Source organism: Marivita sp., from assembly GCF_048006345.1.
Classification (GTDB): Bacteria; Pseudomonadota; Alphaproteobacteria; order Rhodobacterales; family Rhodobacteraceae; genus Marivita.
On sequence record NZ_CP180351.1, the window covers coordinates 1,143,420 to 1,158,081 of the forward strand.

General features: G+C 59.8%; 14 protein-coding genes. 11 read left to right on the forward strand and 3 right to left on the reverse strand.

The features are described 5' to 3' along the window. The 5 genes from gmk (at position 1) to tsf (ending at position 4,518) form a co-directional block, all read left to right on the forward strand. Complete coding sequence (gmk, locus tag ACMVPR_RS05690; protein ID WP_300585068.1) at positions 1-642, forward strand: guanylate kinase; 642 nt, start codon at positions 1-3, stop codon at positions 640-642. After that, positions 639-1,160, forward strand: a complete 522-nt coding sequence (locus ACMVPR_RS05695) for a gamma carbonic anhydrase family protein (protein ID WP_416882064.1) — start codon at positions 639-641, stop codon at positions 1,158-1,160. Before gmk ends, ACMVPR_RS05695 begins: the two co-directional genes overlap by 4 nt. A gap of 90 nt (positions 1,161-1,250) precedes the next feature. Beyond that, positions 1,251-2,552: a HupE/UreJ family protein gene (locus ACMVPR_RS05700; protein WP_416882065.1), complete on the forward strand. Its 1,302-nt coding sequence runs from the start codon at positions 1,251-1,253 to the stop codon at positions 2,550-2,552. Between the two features lie 220 nt (positions 2,553-2,772). Continuing rightward, positions 2,773-3,552: a 30S ribosomal protein S2 gene (gene rpsB / locus ACMVPR_RS05705; RefSeq protein ID WP_300585065.1), complete on the forward strand. Its 780-nt coding sequence runs from the start codon at positions 2,773-2,775 to the stop codon at positions 3,550-3,552. 90 nt (positions 3,553-3,642) lie between these two features. Further along, on the forward strand, positions 3,643-4,518 hold the full coding sequence (gene tsf, locus ACMVPR_RS05710) for a translation elongation factor Ts (RefSeq protein ID WP_416882066.1): 876 nt from the start codon (positions 3,643-3,645) through the stop codon (positions 4,516-4,518). A 319-nt stretch (positions 4,519-4,837) separates the two neighbouring features. On the opposite strand, the gene ACMVPR_RS05715 is transcribed toward tsf, so the two are convergent. Next, positions 4,838-5,620, reverse strand: a complete 783-nt coding sequence (locus ACMVPR_RS05715) for a LuxR family transcriptional regulator (RefSeq protein ID WP_292266816.1) — start codon at positions 5,618-5,620, stop codon at positions 4,838-4,840. A gap of 523 nt (positions 5,621-6,143) precedes the next feature. Between ACMVPR_RS05715 and ACMVPR_RS05720 the strand changes: the two genes are divergently transcribed. From ACMVPR_RS05720 to phoB, 6 genes are all read left to right on the forward strand, one after another. Continuing rightward, entirely contained in the window at positions 6,144-7,184 is a 1,041-nt protein-coding gene (locus tag ACMVPR_RS05720; protein ID WP_300585850.1) for a substrate-binding domain-containing protein, read from the forward strand. An 87-nt stretch (positions 7,185-7,271) separates the two neighbouring features. Next, entirely contained in the window at positions 7,272-8,744 is a 1,473-nt protein-coding gene (gene pstC, locus ACMVPR_RS05725; RefSeq protein WP_416882067.1) for a phosphate ABC transporter permease subunit PstC, read from the forward strand. Beyond that, positions 8,741-10,063: a phosphate ABC transporter permease PstA gene (gene pstA, locus ACMVPR_RS05730; RefSeq protein WP_416882068.1), complete on the forward strand. Its 1,323-nt coding sequence runs from the start codon at positions 8,741-8,743 to the stop codon at positions 10,061-10,063. The genes pstC and pstA overlap by 4 nt, the downstream gene beginning before the upstream one ends. 15 nt (positions 10,064-10,078) lie before the next feature. Beyond that, a complete protein-coding gene (gene pstB, locus ACMVPR_RS05735; protein WP_292269565.1) occupies positions 10,079-10,876 on the forward strand; it encodes a phosphate ABC transporter ATP-binding protein PstB in 798 nt (265 codons plus the stop codon). A 4-nt stretch (positions 10,877-10,880) separates the two neighbouring features. Further along, positions 10,881-11,618 carry a phosphate signaling complex protein PhoU gene (gene phoU / locus ACMVPR_RS05740; RefSeq protein ID WP_416882069.1) on the forward strand — a complete coding sequence of 246 codons (738 nt, stop codon included), beginning with the start codon at positions 10,881-10,883 and terminating at the stop codon, positions 11,616-11,618. A 3-nt stretch (positions 11,619-11,621) separates the two neighbouring features. Then, the gene (phoB, locus tag ACMVPR_RS05745) at positions 11,622-12,311 is read left to right on the forward strand and encodes a phosphate regulon transcriptional regulator PhoB (protein ID WP_292269566.1); all 690 of its coding nucleotides are present in this window, start codon (positions 11,622-11,624) and stop codon (positions 12,309-12,311) included. An 84-nt stretch (positions 12,312-12,395) separates the two neighbouring features. On the opposite strand, the gene ACMVPR_RS05750 is transcribed toward phoB, so the two are convergent. Together ACMVPR_RS05750 and ACMVPR_RS05755 are read right to left on the reverse strand one after the other, a co-directional pair. Then, on the reverse strand, positions 12,396-13,445 hold the full coding sequence (locus ACMVPR_RS05750) for an ATP-binding protein (protein WP_416882070.1): 1,050 nt from the start codon (positions 13,443-13,445) through the stop codon (positions 12,396-12,398). Further along, entirely contained in the window at positions 13,442-14,623 is a 1,182-nt protein-coding gene (locus tag ACMVPR_RS05755; protein WP_416884625.1) for a trans-sulfuration enzyme family protein, read from the reverse strand. Before ACMVPR_RS05755 ends, ACMVPR_RS05750 begins: the two co-directional genes overlap by 4 nt. Positions 14,624-14,662: the final 39 nt, after the last annotated feature.

A 14,662-nucleotide genomic window follows, 5' to 3' on the forward strand; every position in this document is an offset into this window, starting at 1 on the left:
ATGATCCAGCGCCGCGGATTGCTGATCATCCTTTCCTCGCCCTCGGGCGCGGGAAAGTCCACACTGTCCCGGCGGTTGCTGGATTGGGACGAGAGCCTCAGCTTCTCGGTCTCGGCCACGACCCGCGCGCCGCGTCCCGGCGAAGTGGATGGCGAACACTACCACTTCCTCAGCGAAGAGGCGTTCAAGCACGATGTGAACAATGGCGACATGCTCGAACATGCGCATGTTTTCGGCAATTTCTACGGCAGCCCCCGCATGCCTGTGCAGACCGCCATCGACGCGGGCAATGACGTGCTTTTTGACATCGACTGGCAGGGTGCGCAGCAGATCGTGAACTCGGCGCTTGGTCCGCACACGCTTTCCATCTTTATACTGCCGCCGTCGATTGCCGAATTGCGCCGCCGTTTGGAAAGCCGCGGACAGGACAGCGCCGAAACCATCGGCAAGCGGATGCTTAAAAGCTGGGACGAGATCAGCCATTGGGGCAGCTACGATTATGTGCTGATCAATGACGATCTGGACCAGACCTTTGCCAATCTGCAAACCATCGTCACAGCCACCCGTCTGCGCCGCTTGCAACAGCCGGGGCTGGTCGAGCATGTCCGCAAGCTGCAACAGGAATTCGAGGATCTGACATGACCCTTTACGCTTTGGACGGCATCGCGCCGCAGATCGCCGAAGACACCTGGATTGCGCCGGATGCGAACCTGATCGGACGCATTGTGGTGGAAGAGACGGCCAGCGTCTGGTTCTGCGCAACTCTGCGTGGCGACAACGAAGTGATCACCGTGGGTGCGGGCAGCAACATTCAGGAAAACTGCGTGCTGCACACCGATATGGGCTACCCTCTGACCATCGGCAAAGGCTGCACCATCGGTCACAAGGTCATGCTGCACGGCTGCACCATTGGTGACAATTCCCTGATCGGCATGGGCGCCACGATCCTGAACGGTGCCAAGATCGGCAAGAATTGCCTGATCGGGGCAGGGGCACTGATCACCGAAGGCAAAGAGATCCCCGACGGATCGCTGGTGATGGGGGTTCCGGGCAAGGTTGTCCGCGACCTCGATGACGCTGCGATTGAGGGGCTTCGCAAAAGCGCGCTTGGCTATCAGGCCAATATGCGCCGCTTCCGCGACGGGTTAAAAGCGCTCTAAGCAAAGAAAAACGCTTGGTTTCTTGAAACTTTCACTTGAAGCGGCGCGTGTCTGCTCCAGTCTTTGTTTGGGCTTGAAGGAATGGGTGTGATGAAAGCGATTTGGATCAGTTTGTGTCTCATCGTCATGGCGGCGATGGTGTCCGCCCACGAGGTGCGTCCGGCGATTGGTGACTTCGAGGTGGCCGAGGGGCAGGTGGATATCACGCTGACCCTCAACGGGGAGGCGCTGGTTGCTGGTGTCAGCCTTGAGGGGATTGAGAACACGGATGCGCTCGACGCTTCGGACGAGGTGGATCGCGTGCGTGCCCTCGAGCCAGACGCGCTGCGTGCCGAACTGGAACCGCGCATGCCGGAGTTCGTGCAAAGCCTTCAGGTGACTGCAGGCGGTATGCCGGTGGACCTGACCGTGATCCAGATCGACGTGGCCGAAGTGGGCAATACCGAACTGCCCCGCGACACTGTTCTGAGCCTGAGCGGCCCGTTGCCAGACGGTGCAGAGACGATCAGTCTGACATGGCCCTCGGCCTATGGCGCGCTGGTGCTGCGCCAACAGGGCGTTGAAGAACCGTATACCGGCTACCTGGAAGGCGGGCAAAGCAGCGGTGACATCCAGTTGGGCGGTGGAGACGAAGCCAGCGGGTGGATGACTTTTGCCACCTATATTCCGGTCGGCTTTGACCACATTCTGCCCAAGGGTCTGGACCACATCCTGTTCGTCTTGGGTCTGTTTTTCCTGTCCACACGGTTCACGCCGCTGCTGTGGCAGGTGTCTGCCTTCACCCTTGCTCATACGGTGACCCTCGCGATGGCGGTTCTGGGCATCGTGTCCGTGCCGGGCAGCATCGTCGAGCCTTTGATTGCCGCCTCCATTGTCTATGTCGCGTTGGAAAACGTGGTGTCTGACAAGCTGCACCGCTGGCGGCCTTTCGTGATCTTCGGCTTCGGCCTTTTGCACGGGTTGGGGTTTGCCAGCGTGCTGGGTGAATTCGGCTTGCCGGATGGACAGGTGGTACCTGCTTTGATCGGGTTCAACGTCGGTGTGGAATTTGGACAGCTGACGGTGATTGCCATCGCATTCATCCTTGTCTGGTATGCCATCCGCGTGGACCGGGGCGAGGCAGATGTCGCCCCGGCGCAGGGTCTTTATGGCGTTCTTGCGGTGATCTTTGCGGGGCTGGGCTTTGCCATGAACACCCCCGGCTTCCAGGAGGTGATGGGTGCTTCTGCGATGGTCTTCTTCTGGCCGATGGCCGCATTGTGCGTGCTGTGTGCAGTGTCGGCGACACTGGTGGACAAGCTGAACGCCTATCGCCGCTTTGTTGCGGTGCCGGCCTCGGCCGCCATTGCGATGGTTGGCGCGTATTGGTTTGTGGAGCGCGTGTTTCTGTAATCACGGCAAACTTGGTTCTTCGGGCTGTAAACAAGGTGCCTAAAAGCACCTTATCCACACATCACAGCGGGGCTTGCGTCCAGCGACGACCCCCGCTATACGCGCGCCACTGACACCACAGGCGGGGTCGGGCCTTTGGGGGAGACATCCCCAAATGTCCACCGGTTGGCCAACAGGCTGATACCCCCGCTGAGGATTGAAACCGGAAAGGATAACGACAATGGCTCTTCCAGAGTTCACATTGCGCCAGCTGCTTGAAGCAGGCGTACACTTCGGCCACCAGACGCAGCGTTGGAACCCCCGCATGGGCGAGTTCATCTATGGTGCGCGCAATGGCATCCATATCATGGACCTCACGCAGACCGTTCCGATGCTCGACGCAGCATTGCACGTGATCCGCGAAACCGTGGCCAAGAACGGCCGCATCCTGTTCGTCGGCACAAAGCGTCAGGCACAGCAGCCGATCGCAGAAGCCGCTGAAAAATGCGCGCAGTACTACATGAACCACCGTTGGTTGGGCGGCACGCTCACCAACTGGCAGACCGTGTCCAAGTCGATCCAGCGTCTGAAGCAGATCGACGAGCAGATGGCGAACGGCGCTGAAGGCCTGACCAAGAAAGAGCGTCTGGGCATGGAGCGCGAGCAGGGCAAACTGCAGGCGTCGCTCGGCGGTATCCGCGAAATGGGCGGTGTGCCTGATCTTCTGTTCGTCATCGACGTCAAGAAAGAAGCGCTGGCCGTGGCGGAAGCCAACAAGCTGGGTATCCCGGTTGTGGCTGTGGTCGACACCAACTGCTCGCCCGCAGGTGTGGATTACATCATCCCGGGCAACGACGACGCGGCGCGTGCGATCAGCCTTTACTGTGACCTCGTGTCCCGCGCAGCCCTCGACGGCATGACCGCCCAGATGGGCGCTGCCGGTGTCGACCTTGGTGCTCTTGAAGAAGCGCCGGTTGAAGAGGTGCTGGAAGACGCCGTCGCAGAAGACGCCGCAAGCTGAGCTTTACCGCGTCGTTACATCGATATGACAGGGCAGGGCCGTTGAACATAACGGCCCACCACGCCCGAATTTGAAATGAGGAGAGCCAAGATGGCGATCACAGCAGCACTCGTGAAGGAACTGCGCGAACTGACCAGCGCAGGTATGATGGACGCCAAGAAGGCGCTTGTCGAAACCAACGGGGACATGGAAGCCGCAGCAGACTGGCTGCGCACCAAGGGTCTGGCCAAAGCCGCCAAGAAATCCGACCGCACCGCGGCCGAAGGTCTTGTCGCGGTCAAGGTTGACGGCGGCAAAGGCGTTGCTGTCGAAGTGAACTCGGAAACCGATTTCGTCGGCAAGAACGCGGAATTCCAGGCGATGGTCGATGCCATCTCCGGCGCCGCGCTGTCTGCCAGCGATGTCGAAGACCTCAAGACCAAGACCGTCGGCGGCAAGACCGTTCAGGACATGATCACCGACAAGATCGCCACCATCGGCGAGAACATGTCGCTGCGTCGCATGTCCACGCTCGAAGGCACTCAGGTCGTGTCCTATGTCCACAATGCTGCGGCAGACGGCATGGGCAAGATCGGCGTTCTGGTGGCGCTGTCCGGCGAAAACGAAGCCTTCGGCAAGCAGGTTGCGATGCACATCGCGGCTGTGAACCCGGCGTCGCTGTCCTCGGCAGACCTTGATCCCGCAGTTGTCGAGAAAGAACGTCAGATCCAGATCGACATCGCGCGCGAGTTGGGCAAGCCCGAGCAGGTCATCGAAAAGATGATCGAAGGCCGCATGAAGAAATTCCTCAGCGAAGTCACGCTGCTGGGCCAGTCTTTCGTGATCAACCCGGACCTGACCGTCGAAGACGCCGCAAAAGAAGCCGGTGTCGAGATCACCGGATTTGTCCGTCTCGAAGTCGGTGAAGGCATCGAGAAGAAGGTCGAAGACTTCGCGGCCGAAGTTGCAAAGGCTGCTCAGGGCTAAGTCTCTGACGCACGTCTGAAAAAGGAAGCGGCGCTGTTGAAATGAACAGCGCCGCTTTTTTGCGGGAGCAATGGACCGGCGTCATTTTGGGGATGACGCAGCCCCTTGATGACAGCGGACAAATCAACCGGGACAGGCCATTATCCGACGGGCATCAAGTGTCTTTCTGGTGAGACCCGCAGAGCCAAAGTAATATCATGGGTGCGGGTCCCGCGTTCCTTGGCCGAAATTGCCACCACTCACGGAACATCACCATTCTGCCAATTTACGCAGGGTCAAGGAAGTCTGGATTTCCTGACCTCACAGTTTTTTCACGCCGTCAGCGGTCGCTGATAAACATCTGGTTTTGCAGGGCTGCTTTCAAAACCGCTTGTGCCGTTGTGTCGACGTTCAGTGCCTCGCGCGCCAGTCTGAGATGCTTTTCAACCGTTGCCGGTGTCAGTCCCATGATGGTCGCGATGTCCTGCATCGTCTTGCCGCCGCCAACCCATTCCAGGGCTTCACGCTGGCGTTTGGTGAGGCTTTGGTTCGGCGGCGTGTAGGGCAGGGTCAGAATCTTGAGATGAACGATATTGTTCATCAACTGGATCAATTCTCCGGACTGTGCCCAAAGCGCATCCACATCGTCTTGAGACATGCCATCTTCGGCGATCAGCGCGATTGCACCCTTGGCGCGGTCCGACAGGCTCCGAAAGCTGATCGAATATCCAGCCGTGAGCCCGTGCTTGGTGTTGAATTCCAGAATGCGGCGCTCGTCGTCTGTGACTGCGCCGCTTTCCATCATCATGCGCAACAAGGTCCAACTTGCGGCACCATCATTCTCCAGCGCCCAGCGCACCATCGGTGCAGACCGGTACAAGCCGTCATTGATGAACGTGCTGACATATGCCGTATCGATGTTCGACAGAACGATAAAGTCGTCCGGATCTCCCAAAGAGGTTGCTGTGCGAAAACGGGTAAAGCCATAGAGCAGTCGGTCGAATCCGAAATCCGCCATCCGGCGGCAATGCAAGTCCCACAGCGTTTCGATGCTGTTGGAGTGCGTCAGGTCCAAGAGGGCTGCGCTTTGCTCGGGCGTCACTATCTGTCGAGAACCGTTCATGATGGTTGTGTATGGCCAGTTTCGCGGTTTTGTCTAGAGAGAGGCGCATCAATTAGTTACATAATACTGATTATGCGAAATAAGGAGTGCGATTGACCACAGTTCCCCTAGCGATTTCAATTAGGTAAAGTCCACACTTAAAGTATTCTATCCGGTGTGTTCAGCCTAAGCGCTGCGCGCGTAGTGCATAGCCCCCGAACGCAGTCCCGGCTCGTGCCAATTCGGATTCGCGCATCACAGCGAGTCAGTCGACGATGTTACACAAATCTCTGTCGTTTTGGAGATTTCGGGTGTTCTGACTTGCTGTCTGAGCGCGATTGGCGCTTGCCCCTGCGTCAACTTGAAAAATTATTCTATATTAAAATCAATGCATTGATGCTTGAAGGTGGTCTTTCTGCTCATCAATCCCGGCATGTCATGAAACTGTTACGCAACTGTCACAAAAGCATGGCGAAAGCCGTCTAGACCCACCGCCAACGGTCATCAGGGGGATGGCCGAGAGATATCCAACCAAGGAGCTGACATAATGTCCGTAAAACTCTCTGTATCGGTGCTTGCGATTGCAGCCGTATCTGCAACAGCCGCTGTGGCACGTGACAACGTGCAGGTTGCCGGTTCGTCCACCGTTCTGCCCTACGCGTCCATCGTGGCCGAAGCGTTCGGCGACAACACCGACTTCCCGACACCGGTTGTCGAATCCGGCGGCTCTTCGTCGGGCCTCAAGCGCTTCTGCGAAGGCGTTGGTGAAAACACCATCGACATCGCAAACGCGTCCCGCGCCATCCGTGAGAAAGAAGTTGCGGCTTGCGCGGAAAACGGCGTGACCGACATCATCGAAGTCCGCATCGGCTATGACGGCATCGTGTTTGCGTCGCAGCAGTCCGGCCCGGCCTTCACCGCGTTCACACCGACCGATATCTTCAACGCCATCGGCGCGAAGGTTCTGAAGGATGGCGCAATCGTCGACAACCCCCACACCAACTGGTCCGAGTTCAACGCGGATCTGCCGGATGCAGAAATCGCGATGTTCATCCCGGGCACCAAGCACGGCACCCGCGAAGTCTTCGAAGAGAAGGTTCTTCTGATCGGCTGTGAAGAAACCGGCGCAATGAAGGCGATGGTCGACGGCGGCATGTCCGAAGACGACGCAGAAGACGCCTGCCTTGACGTGCGTCAGGACGGCAAGTCGGTCGACATCGACGGCGACTACACCGAAACCCTCGCCCGTATCGATGCCAACACCAACGGCATCGGCGTATTCGGCCTCGCATTCTACGAGAACAACACCGACAAGCTCAAAGTGGCCACCATGTCCGGCGTTGAGCCGACAACCGCCACCATCGCTTCCGGTGAGTATCCGGTTTCCCGCCCGCTATTCTTCTACGTGAAGAAAGCACACATCGGCGTGATCCCGGGCCTCAAGGAATTCGCTGAGTTCTTCATCTCCGACGATCTCGCAGGCCCGAACGGCCCGCTCGCTCAGTACGGCCTCGTGTCCGATCCGGAACTGGCAAAGACACAGCAGATGGTTGCTGACGAAAAGGTCATGGGCGCAGACATGTAAATGTCTGACCACCTGGTCAATCAGGAGGCGGCAGACATCGCCGCCTCCTTTTTCTTCTGAATTTCTTGTGACGACCCTGGGGGCCACATGCCATTACTCTGGCTTTTCCTGATTGTTCTCGCGATCGCTGGCGCTGCCTTTGTGCTCGCACGCATGCGTGTGATGGCGATGTCGGGTCAGGACCGACGCTCCCTTCATTCTCTCCCGAATTACTACGGCAGCAATGCCGCGATGAAATCCGCGATTCCTGCCCTGCTGGTTCTGGTGATCTGGCTTATCGCGCAACCGTTTTACGTGAACAGCGTTGTGTCTGGAGCAATCCCCGACAGTGATATCGCCGAGACCTCGTCGCGCAGCCTCGTGCTGGCGGAAGTGCGTCGCGCAGCGGATGGCATTGATCTGGCCATTGCCACCGGCAACATGACCGAAGACGAGGCGCGGAACATGCGCGCCGACATCTCTGACGTGACACAGCGACTGTCCGATGCCGGTGCCATCGTGACCTCGCAGATTACACAGCCTATCTTGCGGGCAGCCCAGCAATTCCGTGTGATGAACAGCACCGGTTACCAGCTTATGAGCATCGTTGTTCTGCTGATCGCTGTTGCCGGTGGCCTTTGGGCGTTCAAGGAAACACGGCCGGATTTCCGTGCGCGCAATGTTGTGGAACAGGGCGTGCGTGTCCTGCTCATCGCGGCCGCGTCCATCGCGATCCTCACCACGCTGGGCATCGTTCTGTCTCTGGTGTTCAACACGATCGAGTTCTTCCGCCTCTACCCGGCGTCAGAGTTCTTCTTCGGCACCAGCTGGGCACCCAGCTTCTCGGGTCGCGGCGGCTCGTCGGACCTTGGCATCCTGCCGCTGCTCTGGGGCACCTTCTACATCTCCATCGTTGCGCTGATCGTGGCGGTTCCCATCGGGTTGTTCTCTGCGATTTACCTCTCGGAATACGCCAGTCCCAAGGTCCGCGCTTTTGCCAAGCCGATGCTCGAAGTGTTGGCGGGTATCCCGACCATTGTTTACGGTCTCTTCGCCCTGCTCACCGTAGGCCCGCTGCTGGTCAGCGTGTTTGGCGATGACGGCCTTGGCTGGATGCAGGCTGGCACCGCTGTGATGACCGCCGGTTTGGTCATGGGCATCATGCTGATCCCGTTTGTGTCGTCGCTGTCGGACGACATCATCAATGCGGTGCCGCAAGCCATGCGCGACGGGTCCTACGGTTTGGGTGCGACCCAATCTGAGACCATCCGCCAGGTGGTTCTGCCTGCCGCCCTGCCCGGCATCGTCGGTGCGATCCTTCTCGCCGCGAGCCGTGCCATTGGCGAGACCATGATCGTGGTTTTGGGCGCGGGTGCCGCAGCACGCCTGTCGCTCAACCCGTTCGAAGCGATGACAACAGTGACCGCGAAGATCGTATCGCAGCTGACCGGCGACTCGGACTTCGCCTCGCCCGAAGCGCTTGTCGCCTTTGCCCTTGGGATGACGCTCTTTGTCATCACGCTCGGGCTCAATATCTTCGCGCTCTACATCGTGCGCAAATACCGGGAGCAGTACGAATGACCGACGCCAGCATGGACAGCGTCCCGATGAAGGGCCGCCTGACAACCGTCGACGCCCGCACCAAGAAACGCAACGCCGCCGAGAAGCGCTTCAAGGCCTACGGCATGATTGCGATCCTGATCGGCATCTTCTTCCTTGTTGTTCTGGCGGTCTCTATCCTGCGGTCTGGGATCCCGGCCTTCACGCAGGCAGAGATGAAACTGGAATTTGTCCTGACGCAGGAAGAGTTCGACTCCGCGGAAAGTCAGGTTCTGAAGACCAAGGCCTATGAAGCAATCTTCATCAACAAGCTGAGCACCGCGTTGACCGAAAAGGGCATCTCGGTTGATTTCGACGCTGCTGCGATTGAACGCCTTCTGGGCAAGCCGGGTAGCACGATCCGTGAATATTTCCGCGCAAACCCCGATCAGATCGGCACGCCGGTCACCTTCAGCCTGCCCGCCTCGTCCCGCGTGGACGGCTACTTCAAGGGCCGCGTTACCCGTGACAGCGTTGTCGATAGCCGCTTTTTCGAAGCCAGCGACCTTGATATCGTGGACGCGCTTGCGGACGCGGGCATCATCGTGCGCAACTTCAACTGGAACTTCATCACCGGGTCGGATTCCGGTGTGGACAACCCCGGCGGTGCGGGCATCGGTGTGTCGGTGATCGGATCGTTCTTCATGATGCTGGTGGTGCTTGCCTTGTCGCTGCCCATCGGTGTGGCCGCGTCCATCTATCTCGAGGAATTCGCGCCACAGAACTGGTTCACCGACCTGATCGAAGTGAACATCTCGAACCTTGCCGCCGTGCCGTCCATCGTGTTCGGTATCCTTGGTCTCGCCGTGTTCATCCAGTTCATGCACCTGCCCCAGTCGGCCCCGCTTGTCGGTGGTCTGGTGCTGACGCTGATGACCCTGCCGACCATCATCATTTCCACCCGTGCGTCGCTCAAGGCGGTGCCGCCGTCGATCCGCGAAGCCGCTCTGGGCGTGGGCGCGTCCAAGATGCAGACCGTGTTCCACCACGTCCTGCCGCTGGCCGCACCGGGCATCCTCACCGGCACCATCATCGGTCTGGCGCAGGCGCTTGGGGAAACCGCTCCGCTGCTGCTGATCGGCATGGTCGGCTTTATCGCGCGCGCCTATCCAGAAGGTGTGGTATCAGGTTTCATCGACCCCAATTCCGCGATGCCTGCACAGATCTACACTTGGGCCGCCCGCGCCGATGCCGGGTTCTACGAAAAAGCCTGGGGCGGGATCATCATCCTGCTCATCTTCCTCCTGACGATGAACATCATCGCCATCATTCTGCGCCGTCGCTTCGAGCGCCGCTGGTAAACAGGACCCTGCCCCATGTACGATATTCCACATCCCACACAGGAGACCGCCGTGACGGACGTCAAGATCAAAGCCAAAGACGTACAGGTCTATTACGGTGATAATCACGCGATCAAGGACGTGTCGGTCGAGATCGAGAACAACACGGTGACCGCGTTCATCGGCCCGTCCGGCTGCGGCAAGTCGACATTCCTGCGCTGCCTCAACCGGATGAACGACACGATCGACATCTGCCGCGTCGAAGGCGATATCCTGATCGACGGCGACGACATCTACGACAAGCGTGTCGATCCGGTGCAGCTGCGCGCCAAGGTCGGCATGGTGTTCCAGAAGCCGAACCCGTTCCCCAAGTCGATCTACGACAACATCGCCTATGGTCCGCGCATCCATGGCATGGCGCGCAATAAAGCCGAACTGGACGATATCGTCGAACGCGCTCTGCGTCGGGGTGCGATCTGGGAAGAGGTCAAAGACCGTCTTCAGGCGCCGGGCACCGGCCTGTCAGGTGGCCAGCAACAGCGCCTCTGCATTGCCCGCGCCGTTGCGACCGAACCCGAAGTGCTGCTGATGGACGAGCCGTGTTCCGCGCTTGACCCCATCGCCACAGCGCAGGTTGAGGAATTGATTGACGAGTTGCGCCAGAACTACGCAGTGGTGATCGTGACCCACTCCATGCAGCAGGCCGCGCGTGTGAGCCAGAAAACTGCCTTCTTCCACTTGGGCAATCTGGTTGAATACGACGACACGTCGAAGATTTTCACGAACCCCGAAGACAGCCGCACCGAAAGCTACATCACCGGACGGATTGGATAACATCGTGACCCGAACGAAAGACCACATCTCAAGCGCGTTTGACCGCGATCTTGAAGGCATTCAGGCCCGCATCATGAAGATGGGCGGACTTGTGGAGCAGGCGATCCTCGACGCCGCACAGGCGCTCGAAACCCGTGACCTCGAACTTGCCGAACAGGTCCGCGCCAATGACCGGGTGATTGACGAACTGGAGGAGCTTCTGAACGAAGAAGCCGCCCGCGTCATCGCCCTGCGTGCGCCGACCGCCATCGACCTGCGGGTGATCCTGTCGGTCATGCGCATGAGCGCAAACCTCGAACGGATCGGTGACCTCGCCAAGAACCTTGCCAAGCGCAACGCGGTTCTGATGACCATGCCGGCGATCAACGGATCGGCTGCGCAGTTGCGCCGCATGTCGCGCGATGTACAGATCATGCTCAAGGACGCGCTGGACGCCTATATCCAGCGCGACGAAGCGCTGGCCCGCGACGTGATCGAACGTGATGTGGACATCGACCAGATGTACAACACGCTGTTCCGGGAATTCCTGACATTCATGTTGGAAGACCCGCGCAACATCACACCCTGTATGCACCTGCATTTCATCGCCAAGAACGTGGAGCGCATGGGCGACCACGTGACCTCGATTGCAGAACAGGTGGTGTTCCTTGTCACTGGCGAAAAGCCCGAAGAGCCGCGCCAGAAAGAAGACACAACCTCGACCGATACCGAGATGTCATCTGTAGCCAACCGCGGAGTGTAAGCCATGTCCAGCGTCCAGCCGACGGTTCTGGTCGTCGAAGATGAACCCGCACAGCGCGAGGTTCTGGGATACAACCTCGAAGCCGAGGGCTTTCGTGTGGCCAAGGCGGAAAACGGCGAAGAGGCGCTGATCCTTGTTGACGAGGAACAGCCCGACATCATCGTGCTGGATTGGATGCTGCCGAATGTTTCGGGCATCGAAGTGTGCCGCCAACTCAAGACCCGCGCGGACACGCGCAATGTGCCGATCATCATGCTGTCCGCCCGCTCGGAAGAGGTGGACCGCGTGCGCGGCCTCGAAACCGGTGCGGATGACTATGTGATCAAGCCGTATTCGGTTGTGGAATTAATGGCCCGCGTCCGCGCCCAACTCCGGCGCACCCGACCGGCAGCAGCAGGATTGCGGCTCGAATTCGAGGACATCATCCTCGATGCCGAAACCCACCGCGTCACGCGGGACGGCTCCGAAGTCAAACTCGGCCCAACCGAATTCCGCCTGCTGTCAACGTTGATGGAGAAGCCGGGCCGTGTCTGGTCGCGGGAACAGCTTCTGGACCGGGTCTGGGGCCGGGACATCTATGTCGACACCCGGACTGTCGATGTGCATATCGGTCGCCTGCGCAAGTCGCTGACCACGACCGGTGGAGCGGACCCTCTGCGCACAGTGCGTGGCGCTGGCTATTCACTGGGGTGATCCTCTGGGCCGGGGATGATGCGGTGACGCATCATCCGTTTCCGTTGACGGAATTGTCGGCAGTCCATGCCGATGACAGCCGGTTCAGTCCTGACGTCCGTCCATCGGCAGGATCACGGTAAAGGTCGTGCCCTTGCCCAACTGGCTTTCAACCTGCAGACGGCCCCGGTGCCTGTTGACGATGTGCTTTACGATGGCCAAGCCCAGCCCGGTGCCGCCCAATTCGCGAGAGCGATGGCTGTCGACCCGGTAGAAACGTTCGGTGAGACGCGGCAGGTGAACCGCATCAATGCCCGGTCCGGTGTCGCTCACCTCGATCCGCACCCCCTGCCCGCGCAGCCGCGTCTCGTAATCGGGAACGCCCAGGCTGATCCGGATATAGGCACCTTTGCCCGAGTATTTGATCGCATTCTCAACGAGGTTGGTCAGGATCTGCCGCAACTGGTCGGCGTCACCCGGCACCACGATAGGCTCTGGCGGCAAATGGACCGACATGCCGATCCCGGCCTCGTCCGCCAATTGCGCAAGGCTGTGGCGCGTTTGTTCGATCATCGCCCCCAAATCGACCTGGCCCGCCGGACGCACGCGCTCTTCGGCTTCGACGCGGCTGAGTGATAGCAGATCCGACACAAGGCGGTTCATGCGCTCTGCTTCCGCCCCCATGATGCCCAGAAAACGTTCCTGCGCCTTGGCGTCATTTCGTGCCGGCCCCTGCAGCGTTTCGATGAACCCCAAGAGGGCTGTCAAAGGCGTGCGCAGCTCATGGCTGACATTGGCCACAAAATCGCGGCGCATCTGCCCGGCCTGCTCCATCGGCGTGATGTCCTCAAAAGACACCAGAACGCCCTGCTTTCCCTGCATCGGCACCGCGCCGCAGGTGACTCGATAGGTGATGTCGTGCTGCCCGTCATTGGTCAGATAGCGGGTTTCGCGCCGGGTGCCGTCGCGCTGAACCTGCTCGATCGTATCCAGCAAAGTCGGCTGGCGCAGTGCGGTGATGAAATGCCGTCCCTCGATATTCTTGCCCAGCAGCTTTTCGGCAGCGGCATTGGTCGCAAAAATCCGGTGATCCGGCGCAATAAGCAGCGCCGGAATGCCCAGAACCATCAGAACATCGCGGGGCGCTGCGGTCATTTGACCGCTGCCACCGATGCCAGGCCTGCGTCGAACGCTCCAATCAGTGCGTCCGGATCCTCAAGCCCGACGGACACTCGGAAGAACCCTTCGGTCATGCCTTGTGCCGCGCGCGCCTCGGGGGTGAGTCCTCGATGGGAAGAACTCGCCGGGTGTGACAGGGTGGTGCCGACATCCCCCAGCGTTGGGGCAAAGGCGATCTGATGCGCCCCTTGTGTAAAGGCGTTGGCCTCTGCCCGTCCACCATGCAACTCGAAGCTCACCATGTTGCAGCCGCGTCCCTGCAAAAGCCCTTGCGAACGGGCGCGGTCGGGATGGTCCGGGCGCGTCGGATAGAGCACGCGCTTGATCAAAGGTTGCGCTGCCAGATGATCTGCCAGACGTGCGGCATTCGATTCCGCCCGGTCAAAGCGCAGGTCAAAGGACATCAACCCGCGCTCGGCCAGCCAGCAATCGAACGGGCTGGGCGTCATGCCCGTGGTCACTGCAAAATCGTAGATTGCCTTGCTCAGGGCGGCGTCCCGCGTCGCCACCCAACCCAGCGTCACGTCCGAATGGCCGGCCAGCAGCTTGGTCACCGAATGCAGCACCACATCCGCGCCCAGTTCGAACGGTGTGACAGCGCGCGGCGTGGTGAAGGTGTTGTCGACGACCAAAAGCACGCCCTTCTCGCGGCAGAGATCGGCGATCCCCTGCACATCCGCAATCCGCAGCGTCGGGTTCGACACCACCTCGATCAGCACCAATCGCGTATTGGGCCGCAGCGCCGCCGCGATCGCCGCCGCATCCGTCGGATCGGCGAGCGAGGTTGCGATCCCCAATCGGGGCAGGTCGTCGCGCATCATCCGCAGGGACCGCCCGTAAAGCTGATCACCACCGACCACATGATCCCCCGCCTTGCACAGTCCCAGCAGCACGGCTGTCACCGCCGCCATACCAGACCCCAGAACGATCCCCGGAACGGGAGCGCCTTCCATTGCGTCGATCCGGCGCGCCAGAACATCGGCGTTGGGATGGCCCTCGCGCGCATAGGTGTAGCCTTCGGTACGGCCTTCGTATTGATCGTCAAGCTGATCCGGGGTTGTGCTGGCATACACCACCGACGGCATGAGCGGCGTCACCACGGGGCTGGACGCGCTGTTGGGAAGTCCGCCGGGACGCATCAGGGTTGGTTTCATCATTGTCGCAAAACTCCGTTCAATTCTTGTGCGCAGGCC